Origin of the sequence: Paenibacillus sp. FSL H8-0259 (assembly GCF_037963255.1) — a bacterium.
Lineage (GTDB): Bacteria > Bacillota > Bacilli > Paenibacillales > Paenibacillaceae > Paenibacillus_AQ > Paenibacillus_AQ phytohabitans.
In genome coordinates this window covers 7,084,651-7,101,860 of sequence record NZ_CP150147.1, presented here as the reverse complement: position 1 = coordinate 7,101,860, position 17,210 = coordinate 7,084,651, and the positions used below count along the sequence as shown (strand labels likewise).

At 52.3% G+C, this 17,210-nt stretch carries 14 protein-coding genes, 1 rRNA gene and 2 pseudogenes; 11 read left to right on the top strand and 6 right to left on the bottom strand.

What is annotated here, in order from left to right:
• Positions 1 to 37 precede the first annotated feature (37 nt).
• The 8 genes from rrf to NSU01_RS30355 all read left to right on the top strand — a co-directional run bounded on the left by rrf (position 38) and on the right by NSU01_RS30355 (position 6,626).
• Positions 38 to 154 (top strand): 5S ribosomal RNA (gene rrf, locus NSU01_RS30390).
• A gap of 182 nt (positions 155 to 336) precedes the next feature.
• Positions 337 to 996, top strand: coding sequence for a response regulator transcription factor (locus NSU01_RS30385; protein ID WP_076248823.1), 660 nt, complete (start codon positions 337 to 339; stop codon positions 994 to 996).
• Between the two features lie 2 nt (positions 997 to 998).
• A complete protein-coding gene (locus tag NSU01_RS30380; RefSeq protein ID WP_076248821.1) occupies positions 999 to 2,369 on the top strand; it encodes a HAMP domain-containing sensor histidine kinase in 1,371 nt (456 codons plus the stop codon).
• 58 nt (positions 2,370 to 2,427) lie between these two features.
• Entirely contained in the window at positions 2,428 to 3,510 is a 1,083-nt protein-coding gene (locus NSU01_RS30375; protein ID WP_083705774.1) for a hypothetical protein, read from the top strand.
• Between the two features lie 212 nt (positions 3,511 to 3,722).
• A complete protein-coding gene (locus NSU01_RS30370) occupies positions 3,723 to 4,430 on the top strand; it encodes a type 1 glutamine amidotransferase (protein ID WP_076248816.1) in 708 nt (235 codons plus the stop codon).
• Positions 4,431 to 4,461: 31 nt separating this feature from the next.
• The gene (locus NSU01_RS30365) at positions 4,462 to 5,259 is read left to right on the top strand and encodes a dihydrodipicolinate synthase family protein (RefSeq protein ID WP_076248814.1); all 798 of its coding nucleotides are present in this window, start codon (positions 4,462 to 4,464) and stop codon (positions 5,257 to 5,259) included.
• Between the two features lie 118 nt (positions 5,260 to 5,377).
• Entirely contained in the window at positions 5,378 to 6,079 is a 702-nt protein-coding gene (locus NSU01_RS30360; protein ID WP_076248812.1) for a metallophosphoesterase family protein, read from the top strand.
• Positions 6,080 to 6,170: 91 nt separating this feature from the next.
• The gene (locus NSU01_RS30355) at positions 6,171 to 6,626 is read left to right on the top strand and encodes an OsmC family protein (RefSeq protein ID WP_076248810.1); all 456 of its coding nucleotides are present in this window, start codon (positions 6,171 to 6,173) and stop codon (positions 6,624 to 6,626) included.
• 46 nt (positions 6,627 to 6,672) lie between these two features.
• On the opposite strand, the gene NSU01_RS30350 is transcribed toward NSU01_RS30355, so the two are convergent.
• The 4 genes from NSU01_RS30350 to ascB form a co-directional block, all read right to left on the bottom strand.
• Complete coding sequence (locus NSU01_RS30350) at positions 6,673 to 8,097, bottom strand: HAMP domain-containing sensor histidine kinase (protein ID WP_231575226.1); 1,425 nt, start codon at positions 8,095 to 8,097, stop codon at positions 6,673 to 6,675.
• Positions 8,098 to 8,099: 2 nt separating this feature from the next.
• Entirely contained in the window at positions 8,100 to 8,786 is a 687-nt protein-coding gene (locus NSU01_RS30345) for a response regulator transcription factor (RefSeq protein WP_042139896.1), read from the bottom strand.
• 14 nt (positions 8,787 to 8,800) lie between these two features.
• Positions 8,801 to 10,276, bottom strand: a complete 1,476-nt coding sequence (locus tag NSU01_RS30340; RefSeq protein ID WP_076248808.1) for a VCBS repeat-containing protein — start codon at positions 10,274 to 10,276, stop codon at positions 8,801 to 8,803.
• A gap of 1,201 nt (positions 10,277 to 11,477) precedes the next feature.
• Positions 11,478 to 12,893, bottom strand: a complete 1,416-nt coding sequence (gene ascB, locus NSU01_RS30335) for a 6-phospho-beta-glucosidase (protein WP_042139891.1) — start codon at positions 12,891 to 12,893, stop codon at positions 11,478 to 11,480.
• A gap of 140 nt (positions 12,894 to 13,033) precedes the next feature.
• Here ascB and NSU01_RS30330 point away from each other — a divergent pair, with 140 nt between their 5' ends.
• The gene (locus tag NSU01_RS30330) at positions 13,034 to 14,005 is read left to right on the top strand and encodes a LacI family DNA-binding transcriptional regulator (RefSeq protein WP_042139890.1); all 972 of its coding nucleotides are present in this window, start codon (positions 13,034 to 13,036) and stop codon (positions 14,003 to 14,005) included.
• A 112-nt stretch (positions 14,006 to 14,117) separates the two neighbouring features.
• Here NSU01_RS30330 and NSU01_RS30325 read toward each other — a convergent pair.
• Positions 14,118 to 14,461: pseudogene (locus NSU01_RS30325) on the bottom strand (helix-turn-helix domain-containing protein).
• 86 nt (positions 14,462 to 14,547) lie between these two features.
• Here NSU01_RS30325 and NSU01_RS30320 point away from each other — a divergent pair.
• Positions 14,548 to 15,273, top strand: coding sequence for an SDR family oxidoreductase (locus NSU01_RS30320; protein WP_076248803.1), 726 nt, complete (start codon positions 14,548 to 14,550; stop codon positions 15,271 to 15,273).
• Between the two features lie 245 nt (positions 15,274 to 15,518).
• On the opposite strand, the gene NSU01_RS30315 is transcribed toward NSU01_RS30320, so the two are convergent.
• Positions 15,519 to 16,217, bottom strand: a complete 699-nt coding sequence (locus tag NSU01_RS30315) for a DUF6710 family protein (RefSeq protein WP_076248801.1) — start codon at positions 16,215 to 16,217, stop codon at positions 15,519 to 15,521.
• 170 nt (positions 16,218 to 16,387) lie between these two features.
• Here NSU01_RS30315 and NSU01_RS30310 point away from each other — a divergent pair.
• Positions 16,388 to 16,825: pseudogene (locus tag NSU01_RS30310) on the top strand (glycoside hydrolase family 32 protein); the annotation flags it as partial.
• Positions 16,826 to 17,210: the final 385 nt, after the last annotated feature.

Below are 17,210 nucleotides of genomic sequence, written 5' to 3'. Positions count from 1 at the left end.
GAATCAATTCCTGAAGCATTTACGCTGTAAATGCCCGTTTGGTGGCGATAGCGGAGGGGTTCCACGCGTACCCATCCCGAACACGACCGTTAAGCCCTCCAGCGCCGATGGTACTTGGACCGAAGGGTCCTGGGAGAGTAGGACGTTGCCAAGCACATGAAGCCATTGTTGAGTAATCGACAATGGCTTTTTTGTTGCGTTTGGCGCCACTTGTATAACCATAGAATCCATAAGTACACTGTGAAATGTCATGTACACTCTGAAATCTGATATGATAAAGGTTAAATAGTTAACGGAACATTTTGCTATTACAGGAATCAGGAGGATATTTAGTAGATGGCTCATATATTAGTAGTTGAAGATGAACAGCCGATCAGCGATTTGATAACCATGAATCTTAAGCTGGTTGGACACACGTATTCCAAAGTGTATACCGGCTCAGAGGTTGCCGGAATGCTGGAACAGGAGCGGACGGATCTTATCCTGCTCGATGTGATGCTTCCCGGTCTCGACGGGTTTGAAGTGATGCAGCAGATCGCTCCTTTGCGGATTCCGGTCATTCTGATTACGGCCAAAAATGCACTCTCCGACCGCATCAGAGGCTTCGAGCTGGGTGCGGAGGATTATATAATCAAACCGTTTGAAATTCTGGAGCTGCTGGCCCGGATTAACGTTGTGCTGCGCAGGAATGAACAGGCTGCCCCTGCTTTTATTTGCGATGCGGTGGAAGTCAGGTTTCCGGAACGGCAGGTCCGGGTAGATCAGCAGCCGGTTGATTTGACCACCAGAGAATTTGAGCTGCTCGAAGTACTGATACGTAACCGGAATATCGCCCTTTCGAGAGAAAAGCTGCTGGAGCTGGCCTGGGGTTATGACTTTGCCGGAGACACCCGCACCGTGGATGTTCATATCCGCCAGCTGCGCAAAAAGCTCGGCTGGGAAGAACGGATCAAAACTGTATTCAAGCTGGGCTACCGCCTGGAAGTTCAGGTCTAGCCATGCGGTTCTGGCATAAGATTCTGCTCGCCGTCCTGGTTCTCTTCATAGCCGCTCTTGATGTAAGTGTGATAATGGTGATGAAAAAAAGCTGGCAGCTGAATATGGATAGCGAAACCAGGCGTGCGGCCAGTGAACAGCTGCTCATCACCAACAATATATACGAGAATCTGGATTCGATCCGGACACGTGGCCTAACCCTCACCCCTGCACTGATGGTCAGTGTGGCTAAGTCGTATGGGGAACACTACCGCAAACAGGGAATAGGACTGGAGTTGCGGGAGGACGGACAGCTTATCTACCCCAATCAGGCAGGGAAGAGCGCTGTGCAGGATGAGCATGTGATGACGCTGGCTATGCCGCTCCCTGCTCCTTATCAGCATCTGGAGCTGACTTACAAGCGCGACATCAGCGGGCTGTATGCCCAGCAGCAGGAGCTTAACCGCTTTTTCGTGATGATTAACTGGATCGTCGGTCCATTGCTGGTGCTGCTGCTCTACCTTCTGATCCGGCACCTGACGAGGCCTCTCAAGCTGCTGTCCGAGACGACCAAAACGATTGCCGAAGGTAACTATTCTAACCGTGTGGAGCTGAACAGCAGGGATGAATTCGGGGAGCTGGCCTTCAACTTTAACCGGATGGCTGCTGTGGTGGAGCAGCGGATGACGGACCTTGCAGGCATGGCTGAGGATAAACAGCGGATGGTTGATAATCTTGCCCATGAACTGCGGACGCCGCTGACCAGTATGCAGGGATTTGCTGAACTTCTCAGCTCGGCGAATATTGGCCAGGAAGATCAGGTCAAGGCCGGTCACTATATTTTAACTGAGACTGTCCGGCTCAAGAATCTGGCCTTCAAGCTGCTTGATTTGTCCGTTCTGCGGCATCAGCCACTGGTGCAGGCAGAGGTGGATGTGGCAGCCCTGTTCCAGGAGGTAGCGCAGACCGAGCTGCAGAAGGCAGCAGAGCACGGATTACTGCTGCAGATGGACAGCTCTATTCCCGCCGTGTGGGGAGATGCGGATCTTCTGGCATCCTTTCTGGTAAATCTGATTGAGAATGCCATTCCTGCCTCCCAGCCAGGCAGCATCATCCGCCTGCTGGCCTTTGAGCAGAACGGGGAAGGGGTGCTGGAAGTGCAAGACAGCGGAGCCGGCATGACGGAAGAGCAGAGTAAGCGTGCGTTCGAGCCGTTCTACCGCGCAGACCCGGCACGTTCGCGGACCTACGGCAATGCTGGCCTCGGCCTGTCCTTGTGCCGGCAGATTGCCGAGGCGCATGAGGCCAGGGTTGAGCTGCATTCTGTCCTTGGACAAGGGACCAGCATCCGCATCTTTTTACAACTCCATAACAACTGCCCCTCTACTCTATAACATCCCGGGATTAAGGTATAGACAGAGTTAGTATCTTAATCCGATGGAGGTAATACAATTGAACACAAAGAAATGGTCGGCTACGATGGCTGTAATCTTAGTCTCTGGAGGTGTATTCGCAGCCAGTGCGTTTCTCGTCCCCAGCCTGGTGAACTCTGCAGTCGTCGCTAAGAACAGTACGGCAACGCAGGGCAATAGCCAGCTTAATCTGACAGGAAGTACGGTTCCTGTACTGAAGGTGGAAGCACCGGCGCCGGTATCTACCGTGAATGATGATCTGCTTAAGCAGATGACCGAGGTGCAAATCCAGCAGATCTATGATTATATAGAGAAGCCGGGTGATCCCAATGTTTCAGGCCGGGAAATGACCGATTCGGAAATGAAACGCCATCTGGTTCTGCAAGATCAGTATGTATATGATGGCGTACGGCCCCAGAAGCCAATGCCCCTAGCGCCGGGTCAGGGCGCTTTGTATCTGGATATGAATACCAATACGTACCACTATCCAGAGAAGACCTGGACCGATGAAGAGCATCTGCAACTGATCGACTGGTACTCCCGCTTGAATTATGTATTATCCAAACGATATGTGACTGCGCCTCCCCTTCCGCAGAAGTATAGCAAGTCTGAAGTAGAGTCGCTGGCGGCTGAAAGTGTGCGCAGGCTGTATGATGCTGATGTGTCCAAGCTAAACACCTATGTTGCTCTACCTGAACAGGAATATGGCTTTCGTTCAACCTGGAGGGTTCACTTCGCTCCGTACAAGTCATCTACCTTGCGCGGACAAGGCCAGGAATTCTGGGAATATGATGTGCAGATCGATCCGGAGACCGGGATCGCAGTGGATACGACAGCCATTAATGGGGCGTTGAAAAGAACGCCTATCGACGCAGCTGCCGCAGCTGCCATCCTCAAGGATAACAGCTGGATCAATAAAGCTACTCAGGTCGTGAAGGACAAGCAGGGAGAGAAAAGAAAGATAGTCAAAGCTTATCTGACCGATACTGAGGTGAACAACAAACGCGGGATGGTAGCAGTGGATGTGTTATTGGAAGACGGCAGCAAATATAATGCGGAGTTCCGCTATCCGAGTAAGATGCTGCGCTGTCTGATCTATGAACCTGCCGTAAAAGAAAAATAAAAGAAAGCCATACCTTTTGCTACAGGAAAGACAGTCCTGATGATCAAGCAGCCCTTGATTCGTCAGGACTTTTTTTGTACTTTGGAGCAGGAAAAAACATAGGATTGTTTATTATTAAGGGAGGACTCCTCCAGGCAACGCAGAACATACTTACATTAGAGGAAGATGGTGTGAGTGTAGGTCATTGAAAATTTATTGAATGAGGTGGAGAGATGAGAATTCATTGCCTGCAGCATGTCCCTTTTGAAGCGCCGGAGGAAATTGCAGTCTGGGCCGGGAATAGAGGGCATGTGCTTACAACAACCTTAATGTATGAAGCACAGGCTCTGCCATCTATTGATGAGTTTGATATGCTCGTAATCATGGGCGGACCGATGGGAGTCAATGATGAGGAAATGATCCCCTGGCTGAAGGGGGAGAAATCCTTTATTGACGCAGCCATCCGCTCGCGCAAGCTGACGCTTGGAATCTGTCTGGGAGCCCAGCTGATTGCCGAACAAATCGGCGGTGAAGTCTATAAAAACAAGTGGAACGAGATCGGCTGGTTCCCTGTGAGATTGACCGGGGAGGCCAAATCGTCTACCTTCTTCAAAGCGTTCCCGGAGCAGTTTGTACCGTTTCACTGGCATGGAGATACCTTCAGCTTACCCGCCGGAGCCAAGAGGCTGGCGTTCAGCTTGGGCTGTACCCATCAGTGTTTTGAATATGAGGATTATGTAGCCGGCCTGCAGTTTCATCTGGAGGTTAATGACCCCAGCATCCGGAAAATCATCGGTAACTGTGCCGAGCAGCTGGAGCGGGAGGAGTATGTTCAAACGCAGTCTGAGATGGTGAATCAGCTTGAGAAAGTAAAAGCATCCAATGAACTGATGTTCACGCTCCTCGATGCAATGGAAGACAAATTCCTGTCCAGATCCTAGCTGTCTGGCTCGCCATAGAAAGGAATATACGATGAAAAGTTTAAATGTAGCTATACCGACTCCTTTCCGGGAGGATGAAAGCTTAAATGTTGACGGATTTAAGGCCATTGTAGAGTATCAGAAGCGGAACGGTATAGAATCACTGCTTGTCTCAGGAAGTACCGGTGAACAGCATTCCATGAGCATAGAGGAGAGACTGCAGATCATTGAATATTTTGACCAGCAGCGCTTTCAGGATATTGAGCTTGTCTTCGGGGCTTCCGCTATAAGAACACGGGATGCGGTACGTCTGGTGAAGGCGCTGGAGACCTCCGTAATCGATGTAATTCTGATCGGTTTCCCTCCGTATATCCGGCCCACGCAGGAGCAGGCAGTTGCTTATGTGGAAGAGCTGCTTAGCCATACGACCAAGCAGGTGGCCCTGTATAATAATCCCGGCCGGACCGGGTTCGATTTGACTCCAGACTCGCTTCATTCGTTAATTAACCGGTACCCCAACATCGTTGGCTATAAAGAAACAGGTGATTTGGAGCGTCATCTGCTGCTAACTTACCCGGACTATTTCATCATGTTTGCTGCAGGAGATGTCAAGCTTGTGGACAATTTCGTCACAGGCGGATGTAAGGGTCTCTCAAGTGTGGCTGGTAATATATATCCGCAGGAAATTAAACATACCGTCGAACAGCTGCTTCAGCATAAACAGGTTGATGCTAACCCGGTCGAGGATCTGGTATCACGGGTCATAAGCGGGCATGCGATTATTAATATCAAACAGCACTATAACAGCCTGGGGATTAATGCGGGAGTCTGCCGTGCTCCGCTCATCTAATTAATCATTAAGCTATATAAATATTAATCTCCTTACGTATTGTGTTGGGGAATAGCACTGACCCATGCATTATATCTGTTAATGAGGTAGACTGGATTCAGCAGAAAGTAGGGACATCATGCGCAAATTCTTCATGACAGATATCCATGGCGACAAAGAGGGGTTAGAGCTCCTGCTCAGGCATGCCGGGGCTGACTTGAAACGGGATCAGCTGGTCTTTGGCGGGGATATGATTAACCGGGGGAAAGATTCGGCAGGTGTAGTAAAATATATTAAAGAACTCACGGACCGGCATCCCGGCCAGGTTCACGCGCTCATCGGCAATCATGAAGAAATGATGGGCGATTACATCAAAAACGGTGACAAGCTCTGGCTGAGCCATGGCGGGCATGACACGCTTGAGAGCTTTGCCCGTGCTTTTTCCGATCAGAAGGAGCGGCAGGCGCATATGGAATGGGCTTACTCCTTGCCCCTGTATTATGCAGATGAAGAATTTGTGTATACACATGCCGGACTTTGTACAGTGGAGCCTCTGGAGCAGCAGAGCCGGGATATTCTGTGGATGACGGAATATGAGTTCTACCGGCAGCCGCGGGAAGAGCTGCTTACATTAACGAACGGCAGGCCGGTGATTCATGGGCATACGCCGGTGGAACGGATATATTTTGACGGTGCCCGTATGAATTGTGATATGGGGTCCAACACCTACGCTGTGCTGGAAGAAAGGTCTCTTGGAATCGTGAATCTGACCGAGATGATCTACCATGTATACAAACAGGCAGACCAACGGCTGGAGAACCGGCGGATTGGACGCATTTAGACCAAAGCTGTACAGGGCCTGCTACGGCGGGGCGGGAGTGCTTGAGAAGAATGTATAAGTATCCGAAATGAACAAGAGAGGATTGAGGGAGATGAAGCATCCTTTTCACCTGAAGGCAGTATGGAACGGCGGACGAAACAGTGAGGGGCATATCGAAGCAGGCGGACTCCGCACGGTAATCTCGATTCCGCAGGAGATGGGCGGTCCGGGAACCGGAACGAATCCTGATGAGATGCTGCTGGGGGCAGCCTCGACCTGTTATTTGATTACACTGGCAGCGATGCTCGAGCGTTCAGATATTGTACCACAGGAACTGACACTGGAGTCAGAGGCGACGGTAGATGTCACGAATAATGTATTTACGTACGAACGGATCGTACACAAGCCGCGGGTGGTGCTCCAGGCAGATGCGACAGCGTCCCAGCTGAAGAAGGCAGAGCGGCTGGCACATATGGCAGAGGAGTCCTGTATGATCTCCAGAGCTGTGGCAGGGAATGTCTCGATGGAGACACAGCCGGTTATTGAGATAGCCGTGGCAGGAAAATGAAGGCCGAATATCCGGCCAGCATTCCTGCGCACGGGGAGGTCCAAGCTCACAGATACACCGGCGGAGGAAGATGCTGCTCCAGCCGGTAAAGCGGCAGCTCCACAATCACGGAGGTACCCTTGGTGAATTCACTTTCGATCCGCAGCCGCCCGTCATGCAGCTCTATGATCTCCTTGCAGATGGCCAGGCCCAGGCCGCTTCCGGACTGGCGGGACCGTCCTTTGAAGAATTTGGTGCCGAGCTGTGCCAGGTCTGCGGCCTCGATGCCTTCGCCGTTGTCGGCTACGGTGGTGATGATGAGCTCCCCGTGTAACACTGCTGTAAGGCGGATGGCTCCCTGGGCAGGAGTGAATTTGAAGGCGTTGTCCAGCAAATTGACAAAAACCTGCTTCAGGCGGTTAAAATCACCGTCTACCGGCAGGGGCTGATCAGGAAGCTCGGCATAGAGGCGGATCTCTTTCGTCTGCCCCCGGTATCTGAACTGCAGCAGCAGATCCTCAAGCAGTCCCCTGAGATCATAAGGCTGGCGTACGATCTTGATCTCACCAGCCTGGAATTTGGAGAAGTCCAGCAGATCCTCGACCAGTCCGATGAGCCTGTCGGTCTCCCCGGTCATGACCTCAAGACCCTGCAGGGTCTCTTGTTTATCCGATAAATCACCTACCAGCAGTGTTTCGCCCCAGCCTTTGATCGAAGTAAGCGGAGTGCGCAGCTCATGAGTGACAGAGGAGATGAAATCATATTTGATCTTCTCGCTTTTGAGAATTTCCTCGGACATATAATTCAGTGTAACCGCGAGCGTACCGACCTCATCATCATATGGTTTGGCCGCCCGTACGGTGAAATTGCCGGTGGCCATTTCCTTCGCAACCCCGGTCAGCTGCTGGATCGGACCCACGATTCTTTTGGCGATCAGCAGACTCATCACGAACCCGAATCCAATTACAAGCACGCCGACTACGGCTGCATTCAGCACAATTCTCATAATAACGGCATATAAAGGCTCCGCAGAAACAGAGTAACGCAGCACGCCAATCGTACTTCCGGATTCCTTAAGTGCAATCGAGACGGCTATAATCCGCTCACCCTGTAACGGCTTAAGACTCTGGAAGCTTCCTTTGCCGCTGGTCAGCGCTGCTCTCACATCAGGGGTATTCACCTTCTCCTGACTTGAGAAGCCGAAGGAATTAATAATGACGTTCCCGGCCGGACTCAGCACTTCCACCTTACTGCTCTCTTCAGGAGAGAGATTCTCCAGAATATAACGTGCCCGTTCACTCAGGGTATAACCCTCCAGATACTTGTTGAAAAAAGTCGCTGAAGTAGCGGCCCGGGAATTCAAAGTTTCCATCGCGCTGCCCAGATAGTAGTAGTGGACGGCAGCAATAAAAACTCCCTCCAGCAGCAGGACGATCAGGAGCAGCATAAGGGTAATATAGACGATAAGCCTGGACCTGATTCCCTTTAGCAAAGTTAGCCCCTCCATATATAGCCGAATCCCCACACCGTTTCGAGGAACTGCGGCCCGGAGGACTCCTGCCCGATTTTTTGGCGGATTCGGCTGATATTCACATCTACAATCTTAAGGTCTCCCATGAAATACTGCCCCCAAACGGCTGTCAGAATATCGTCCCGGTTCATCGCCTTGTTTGGCTGCTCCATCAGCAGCTTGACGATCATGAATTCGGTCGGGGTCAGCGGGATATCCTGCCCGTCCTTCAGTAATTTCCGTTCATCCAGCAGAAGGGTAAAAGGCGGAAGCTCCAGGTTGTTCTCCTGCGGCAGAGCTTCTCCGGGATACATCCGGCGGTACAGGGAGCGCACCCGCGCGACCAGCTCAACCGGACTGAACGGCTTGACCACGTAATCGTCTGCGCCGGCTTCGAGGCCCATGACCTTGTCTACTTCCTGGCTTTTGGCTGTGAGCATAATGATTCCGAGCCGGGGGAACTGTCCCCGGAGGCGGGTGCATACCTCGAAGCCGCTCATGCCTGGAAGCATCAGGTCCAGAATGGCGATGTCAAAATCCTTCCGTTCCCCTGCGCTTCTCAGAGCCTCTTCACCGGTAGAAGCCTCGGCGACTTCGAAGCCTGCACGCTTAAGATTCACACACAGAAGATCCCGGATCGGCTTCTCATCTTCCAGTATCAGCACTTTCATGAACAGCCTCCTTATTATTGCCGGGGCTTCTGCGGCGTGCCGGCCAGCTGCACTACTTCCTCGAGGGTCAGCTTCAGCTGATTATACTCCTGAAGGGAAGCACCCTGCAGCTTGGCTGCTGCACCGGCAGCGGGCATGACCGCAACGAACACCGTTGGCGCCGTATCATCATTGGTATTCTGCAGCTCATACAGCAGCTTATATTCTCTATTCTCTGACTTCAGCTTAGTCTCTGCTGCAGCCCAGTCCTTCTTGGCCAGCAGGCGAAGCTCAAGCAGCGGGGCCTGCCGGGCAGATTCCGCATTCTTGTAGCTGAAGCGGATATTCTCCCATGGCGCCGGTGACTCTCCCGGTGTCTCCAGAATCGTACGGCCAGCCCAGCTCCGGGGAATATGGAAGTTGAAGCCCCAGCGGTCAAACTGTTCTTCCACGAACTTCAGGCTGGTTCCGCCATCCCATTGATAATACTTGGTGATGAACGGAGTGGCCAGCGGGGCGTAACTCTCGGTACCCGCAGGCGGTACGAGAAAGCCGATCTCGACAATCCCGTCACCGTTAATATCTGTGCTGGCCAGAGGGTAATCCTTGATGGCCATGTTATTGCTGCCGAGCATTCCGTCAGGCTCCGGTGCCAGCGGCGTGAGTACAAGATCCTTGCTCCCGGCAAGCGCAGTACGCTGATAATCATCTGATGCCAGTATATCAGTAAATTTACTATTTTCCCAAGTCAGCAGCGAAGTGTAGGAGGAGTGTGCACCCACTGCGGCATCGATGAATAAGGCACTGCGGGTAGGGGATGCCTTGGCGAACTGGGCCCCAATTACGTTCCCGTCAAGCTTCTGATCAGACAGGGTCTGCAGTGTACCGCCCTGGAGCCGGAGCAGCTGAAGGTGCGTCTCGGGTTGTGTATCTGTGATATAGGTTCCCTGGAGTACAGCAATATCGGTTTGCCCTTCCCCGGTCAGATCCCCAACCACTACCTGATCATAGGGCTGCTTGAGAATCTCGGATAATTTGCCGCTGTTCAGACTGTGGACAGATAACTCTTTACTTAGTCCTTCCCCGCCGCTATATCCAAGCAGCAGATCCTCCGCTCCATCTGCGGTAACATCGGTGAACGCCACGTAATCCAGCTCACTGCCTACCCCGGTCAGAGTGGCGAGTTTACTCCACTTCCCGTCCTTTTGCGAGAGCAGGAGGGTATTGATTTCATAATCGGTCTGGTCTGTCTTATAGAAGGCCAGCAGCTCATCCTGTCCGTCCTTGTCGAGATCCTGCAATTGAATGGCGCTGCCGGATTCGGAATGGACGGGCACTGTTAAATGCGAATTGGCGGGAAGATATAATTTCACGATACCGGTTAATGTGCCATCGGCATTGCCTTGTGCCGGCGCCTGAAGCAGATCGCTTGGCGCCTTCAGGGTGCCGCAGCCGGAGGTGATTATACTTAAGAATAGAAGGCCGCTCAGGCCGGGTATGAATTTGTTCATCCAGTTACTCTCCTTATGATTCATCTGTGCCTAGTATATCCCAACCTTTCTGGCAATTAGTTGCAAAATGGTAAAGGAGCTGTAACAGAGCTTATAGATTGAACTAAAGTTCTTAGGGTGAAGAATCTGACGTACCTGCGGTGAACATTTGGACTTCCGGCCGCTGTTGTTTCCCGATTTCTTGATTTAGACTGCTGTTTGCAGCTGAAATCGGGAAACAAAGGCGGACGCTATCGCTCCTACAGTTCCAAATTTCCCTCCGCTACTCCTTCTTCACTAGGATATATAGTTCAAATTAACAGCTCAGTTTAGCTCCGGAGGGGAGAAGACAGGAAGAAGCCGCGGGATGCGTCGCGGCTGCTCGTCCTATATGGAGCGGCAAGAGGTGCTGCCGTTGTTGCTGGCCTAAACAGTGCAGCGGATGGGATGCCATGCATGGTCTGGCTGTCTTCGGCAGGGTCGGAAGCAAGTGCAAACTTGCGTTCTATCCGGAGCTCGCGGAATGTGCCTTTCGGTAGCTTTGCGGTGCCTGGCCGTAGCTTTTTTTGAAAGCTTTACTGAAGTAGCTCAGGTCGGCAAAGCCTGCCTGTTCCGCTACTTCCGAAATATTCGAGCCGGGGAGGAGGAGGAGTAAAAGGCACTTAATCATCTGGTAGTAGCTATGAGGAGCCGAGTTTAGGAAAAATAAGTGTCGTTTGTCCAACTAATCCGATTTTACCGGTTAAAGTTATATAATTAAGTGTCTAATTTCCACTTATTAGGGGGATATGTGTTGGAAACAGACGCCTCTACTGCGAGAATATACTGTAGTAAGGTGAGTGGTGTTAGGCGAATGTTTATCCAAAGAGTGAAGCGGACTGAGATTCCGTTATCTTGTTCATTTGAATCCGAAAGAGGGCGTGACGGGGCATATAAGGGATTCTGAGTCCGATTGACCTGTGATTTCGCCGAATTTGCTCAAATAACGGAATCTCATTCCTATTCACTAACTTCAGGGCATAAAGAGCGCGGCTGGCTTCCCGCAGCTAAAATGCGTGATGATAACACATCTTCGGTGTTCTTGATAGAAACAGATAACGATGAACCGGAGGTGATTATGCTTACAATGAAAATAGACTAATCGTATGGAAATTACCATAAGGTTAGCCTATTCCAACCAAAAAGACAGCCGGAATGGCTGCCTTTTGTGGGAAAGAAGAGCTTAGCGCTGCAAGCTCTCTCCATTGGACGCAATAACGTCCTTATACCAGTGGAAGGATTTCTTGCGGTAGCGCTCAAGTGTGCCGGTATTGTCGTCGTGGCGGTCTACATAAATGAAGCCATAACGTTTGCTGAGCTGTGCGGTTGAAGCGCTGACCAGGTCAATACAGCCCCATGAGGTGTAGCCCATGACATCCACGCCGTCCTCGATTGCTTCGCCCACCTGCACCAGGTGGTCATTCAGGTACCCAATCCGGTAGTCGTCATTGACGGTCGGTATGCCGTCTTCGCCGGTGATCAGCTCGTCCTTGGCACCGAGACCATTTTCGACGATAAACAACGGCTTCTGGTAACGGTCATGGAACATGTTCAGCACATAACGCAGACCCTGCGGGTCAATCTGCCAGCCCCATTCGGAAGCCTTCAGGTACGGATTGGCTGCACCGCTGAACAGGTTGCCTTCGGTCTGGTTGCGCTTATTCTCGTCTCCCGTCTCACAGATGCTCACATAGTAGCTGAAGGAGATGAAGTCTACCGTGTGCTTCAGAATCTCGGCATCGCCAGGCTCCATATGGATTTCAATGCCTTTCTCTCTGAAGTAACGCTTCATATAGCCCGGATATACGCCTCTCGCATGAACATCCCCGAAGAAATAATTCATATGCTCCGACTTCATCGCTGCGATTACATCATCCGGGTTCGGAGTGAGCGGATAAGTCGGCATACTAAGGATCATACAGCCGATCTGGGACTGCGGGTTGATCTCATGACCAATCTTCACGGCGAGTGCACTTGCTACCAGCTCGTGATGAATTGCCTGGTACAGGTCCTGCTTGCTGAGCTGCTCCTTCGGCGTGTAAATACCACCGCTCATGAACGGTTCATGCAGAATGGAGTTGATCTCGTTGAAGGTCAGCCAATATTTCACTTTGTTCTTGTAGCGGGTAAATACCGTTCTGGCATACCGTTCGTAGAAGCCGACTAAATCGCGGTTAACCCAGCCGTTATACTGCTTGGACAAATGCAGCGGTGTTTCGTAGTGGGAGAGGGTAACAAGCGGCTCGATGCCGTACTTATGCAGCTCGTCGAACAGATCATCATAGAACTGCAGGCCTTGCTCATTAGGCTCCAGCTCATCACCGTTCGGGAAAATCCGCGACCAGGCAATAGAGGTACGGAAGACTTTGAAGCCCATTTCGGCAAAAAGCTTCACATCCTCTTTGTACCGGTGGTAAAAGTCGATTCCGACCAGCTTCATATTATCTTCAGTCGGAACTTCAGTAATCGGACCTTTGATCCCTTGCGGAGCGACGTCCTGGGTCGACCAGCCTTTGCCGTCCTCGTTATATGCGCCTTCAAGCTGGTTGGCAGCTACAGCGCCGCCCCACAGGAAGCCTTCAGGAAACTTAATACTCATGTAATATCCCGCCTTTTTATAGTTATGGATTCAGATATGGTAAGCTAATAATATGTCCTATAATGGAATGCTAAATGTTGAAACGCGTTACATGTCAAGTGTTTTTTTGGGAGATAACAATTTATATAAGGAGAAGCCTCATGTCGAATCTTGATCAAATTGCCAAGCTGTCGGGATTCTCCAAAGCCACCGTCTCGCGGGTGCTGAATCATTCCCCCCATGTGAGCCAGGGGACGCGGGATACCATCATGAAGATCATGGAAGAGCTGGATTACGTGCCGAACGGCAATGCTATTTCCTTGTCCAAAGGGCAGACGGAGCAGATCGGTATGGTTACGGAAGGGATCAACGAAGTGATGCTGCCGTTTCTGAACAGCTTCGTTGAGACCGCCAGCCAGTACGGCTACCAGACGATCATTTATACTTCCGGAGGTGATCCGGTCAAAGAGCTGCAGGCCTTCGAGGATATGCGGCGGAAAAGAGTCGATGCGCTGGTCATCAGCACCTGTGTCAACGATCTGGAGCTCCTCAGCTCCTATGGCAAATACGGGCCGATTGTGTCCTGGCAGCGGATGGAGCGTCCGGAAATTCAGAGTGTCGCCATGAACCAGTATGAGGGATATATGCTGGGGCTGGAGCATGTGATCGCCCGGGGATACACGCGGATCGCCAATGCCTTTGGCAGGCCGACCAGCATGAATACCTCCGGGCGGATGCAGGCGTATCAAGACATTGTCCGCAAATACAATCTGCCTGTTCAGCCGGACTGGTCGCCTACCGGCATCTATTCTATCCGCCAGGGGGAACAGCTGGTCCGCGAGCTGCTGTTGAATCCGGGCGAACGCCCGAATGTCATTCTGTGCGCCAATGATCTGGTGGCGGCTGGTGTGCTGAACGAGGCCCGGAGGATGCGGGTGAAGGTGCCGGAAGAGCTGGCGGTTGTCGGATTCGATAATACCGAGCTGGCTCATACACTGGGGATTACCTCGATCTATAATCCGATTGCCGCGCAGGCGCAGAATGCCTTCCTGCTGATTCTCGGCAGGCTTAAGGGAACGGAAGCGGAGCAGCAGCAGCTGGAGTTTCAGCTGGTGAAGAGGGCTACGACGTAAGGAGAAGCGGATTTGCCCTCTTTCCCGGAGAAGGACAATCCTGTGAACAAAGGGATTGGGGGGACAAGCGGGAATGAGATGCAGCAGCATAAAAGTGGAGCGGCGGCAGGGGTTACAGCCGTTCCCCGCCGCCATCCAGAACCTTCAGATGCTCGCGTCCCCAGCCGCACATATTATCGAGAATGGTACTTAGCGTTTTACCGTGCGTGGTAAGGCTGTATTCGACCTTTGGAGGTACCTCGGGGAAGATTCTCCGTTCCACCAGCTTAGCCTGCTCTAATTCCCGCAGCTGTTTCGTAAGAGTGCCCTGCGATACATCGGGGATCAGCCGCCGCAGCTCGCCAAAGCGTCGGGTCCCGTCTTTAATAAAATGAACAAAATTAACGGCTTCCATTTACCGTCGATGGCATTAAGTGTTGCTATGACGCCTCTCAGCCTGGGCTCCTGCAGATTCAACGTATCTTCTCTTTCATTCCATAATGTACAAAATATAAACCGGGAATGTCGAAGAACACCCGGCAGCAGTGGAGGAGAAGGCAGACATGGACTATTGGAATTTGGAGCATAAGAAAGTGGTAATTATCGGAGGCAGTACGGGGATCGGGCTTGCAACGGCGGAGGCTGCTGCAGCGCTGGGGGCGCAGGTTGTTATCGCAGGGCGCTCCAGGGAAAAGCTGGAGCAGGCGGCGGATCATATCAGACAGCATAACGGCGGCGCGGTTGAAATCTATGAGCTGGATAACCGGGACGAGCGCCAGCTGGAGCTATTCTTCGCGGCAGTCGGACCCTTCGACCATCTGTTCACACCCGGAGCGGCGTATGTCCGGGGTCCGCTCACGGCTGAGCGGGATGTGGCAATCAGCTGCTTTGACGGCAAGTTCTGGCCGCAGTATTTTGCAGCCAAATACGCGGTGCCCTATCTGGCGGAGACCGGCTCCATCGTGCTTATGTCCGGCGCATTCAGCCAGCGTCCGCTTGACGGGGGAGCCTCCTATGCCGCTTGCAACGGCGCGATTGAGAGTCTGGGCAAAGCACTGGCAGTCGAGCTTGCGCCTGTCCGCGTGAATGTCGTATCGCCAGGGACTATCTGGCGGGAAGGACAGGAGGAGACGCCGCGTGGTGATCATTTCAGAGAATATGAGACGATGTCGCTTGTGCGGCGTACCGGCTACGACGAAGAGATTGCCCATACGGTGCTGTACCTTATGACGAATTCCTTCAATACTGGAAGTACTCTCTTTCCGGATGGAGGGTACCTGTTGCGGTAAGCTGCACTTGGGTGAAGTCTGAAACTGCATTGGGGTCCGCAAACTTCGGTTTGCCCAACCCTTACCGCTTAAACCTCCGCTGCACCACCACGCTTCCTTCCGCCAGCATACCCGCCTCTCCCGCCTTCAACTAACCAGCCCATTCCAGCCGCCGGAAGCGGGGCGTCCCGTACAAAAACAAAGGGCTGTGCCAAGCAGCCAATCCATGGCGCTTAGCACAGCCCTTGTAACGTGCCGCGCAGGCCTCAGAAAATAATCTTCTGCGCCGCCATAATCCGGCCGATTTCAAAGATAGCGGCACACTCTGCGAAATGAACCTCGGAGATTACGGAATGATCATGCGTTCTGTAATAATACTTGCCGTCGGTATATACATGATCATAGATGGGGCTGATGTCATACACCGAGGTAGGGTAGAGTTCTCCTTCGCCCTTGATGATCCCCGCAGTCACCGAATGGTGTCCCGAGCCTTCCACGAAGGAGATACCCATTGGAAGCCACAGTGTGACTTCATGGCCGATATCCTGTCTCCAGCTGCCGTTCAGAGTACCTTCCCCTATGCGGATCAGACTGTCGCGCAGTTTCCGGGGAATCCAGGGGGAGGGGAAGACCAGATCGCGCGCCAGGTGAATGATCCTGCTGCTGTTGTCAATCTGTCTCATCAGGAAGTGGAAGCTCTTTCCGTCCAGGGTAACCTCTGCCCACTCATCAAAGAACAGGTTGTCCGAGAAAATCCGCTCCATCTGGTCGATCTCACCGTAGAGTGCGGGCATCAGCATCAGCTGGCTCTGAATCCGCCTGCCGATGAGCCGTATGAAGTCTACAATCGGGTGGGTCTCCGGCTGGAAGTAGCCGTAATTTATATCATAATAAAAGCCGAGATTCTCATTGATTAAATCCTTGGCAAATGCCATGAGATTATCGAATTCGTGTTTCTTGTTCATGCACAAGCTGCTCCTTCAGTCGTATGATATTTTGCTTATCATATTACGACTAGGCTAAGGTGTCTGTGATGAAAAGAGCAGGTAATGATTGGGTTCTTAGCGTCAAAGCAAAAAAGATGCCCCATAGCTGCCCGTATCTCGGGTGCCTAAGGGGCATCTTTGTTCTGCTCAGGTATCATCCGCATTCCTCTATCTGGGGGCCGATGCACTGGGGACATGCAGTTAGCAAAGACCTGATATCCTGGGAGGAGCTGGACATTGCGCTGTATCCGGACGAGCACGGCTACGCGTCCTCCGGCAGTGCAGCCGTAGACTGGAACAATACGAGCGGACTGTTCCCGGAGAACCCGGGTATCGTCGCAGTCTACACCAGTTATGTGGAGCCGACGGAAACGTCGCCTGCCGTGCAGAGACAGAGCCTGGCCTACAGCCATGACAATGGCCGGACCTGGATCAAGTATGCAGGCAACCCGGTGCTGACCCATCCTTCCAAGGCGGATTTCCGTGATCCGAAGGTATCCTGGTCCGAAGCTCACGGGAAATGGATTATGGTGCTGGCGACGGATCAGACGATTACGTTCTACTCCTCCCCGAATCTGCGGGAGTGGCATACAGAACTCATCTACTCTGCTGCCGAAGGCACTCTAACCCTCCGCAGAGATTCCGGCGAGACCGGCTTCTCGGAAATATTCCCGGATCTACAGAGCACCGGGGGGAATTGGCAGCCTGAAGAACCTGCGTATCCTGCTGGATGCGTGTTCGGTCGAGGTGTTCGCCAATGACGGCCTCTCCGCAATCACCAGCCTGGTCTTCCCCGGGAGGAACCTGCTCGGGCCTGGCCTTCTATTCTGCCGGCGGCAGTGTACAGCTCCGTGGCAACCAGTCATTCATCCGATAAATAATATATAGGATTAACCTGATAAAGGTGTTCTACAAGCTGGGAAATAGCTTGTAGAACACCCTTTATTTGCGCCACCGGAGAGCGGCAGACAT

Excerpts from the sequence above, each read along its gene's own strand:
- NSU01_RS30360 (WP_076248812.1), top strand. The coding sequence starts at position 5,378 with ATGCGCAAATTCTTCATGACAGATATCCATGGCGACAAAGAGGGGTTA.
- NSU01_RS30380 (WP_076248821.1), top strand. The coding sequence starts at position 999 with ATGCGGTTCTGGCATAAGATTCTGCTCGCCGTCCTGGTTCTCTTCATA.
- ascB (WP_042139891.1), bottom strand. The coding sequence starts at position 12,893 with ATGAGTATTAAGTTTCCTGAAGGCTTCCTGTGGGGCGGCGCTGTAGCT.
- NSU01_RS30385 (WP_076248823.1), top strand. The coding sequence starts at position 337 with ATGGCTCATATATTAGTAGTTGAAGATGAACAGCCGATCAGCGATTTG.
- NSU01_RS30370 (WP_076248816.1), top strand. The coding sequence starts at position 3,723 with ATGAGAATTCATTGCCTGCAGCATGTCCCTTTTGAAGCGCCGGAGGAA.
- NSU01_RS30355 (WP_076248810.1), top strand. The coding sequence starts at position 6,171 with ATGAAGCATCCTTTTCACCTGAAGGCAGTATGGAACGGCGGACGAAAC.
- NSU01_RS30345 (WP_042139896.1), bottom strand. The coding sequence starts at position 8,786 with ATGAAAGTGCTGATACTGGAAGATGAGAAGCCGATCCGGGATCTTCTG.
- NSU01_RS30320 (WP_076248803.1), top strand. The coding sequence starts at position 14,548 with ATGGACTATTGGAATTTGGAGCATAAGAAAGTGGTAATTATCGGAGGC.
- NSU01_RS30315 (WP_076248801.1), bottom strand. The coding sequence starts at position 16,217 with ATGAACAAGAAACACGAATTCGATAATCTCATGGCATTTGCCAAGGAT.
- NSU01_RS30330 (WP_042139890.1), top strand. The coding sequence starts at position 13,034 with ATGTCGAATCTTGATCAAATTGCCAAGCTGTCGGGATTCTCCAAAGCC.
- NSU01_RS30365 (WP_076248814.1), top strand. The coding sequence starts at position 4,462 with ATGAAAAGTTTAAATGTAGCTATACCGACTCCTTTCCGGGAGGATGAA.
- NSU01_RS30340 (WP_076248808.1), bottom strand. The coding sequence starts at position 10,276 with ATGAACAAATTCATACCCGGCCTGAGCGGCCTTCTATTCTTAAGTATA.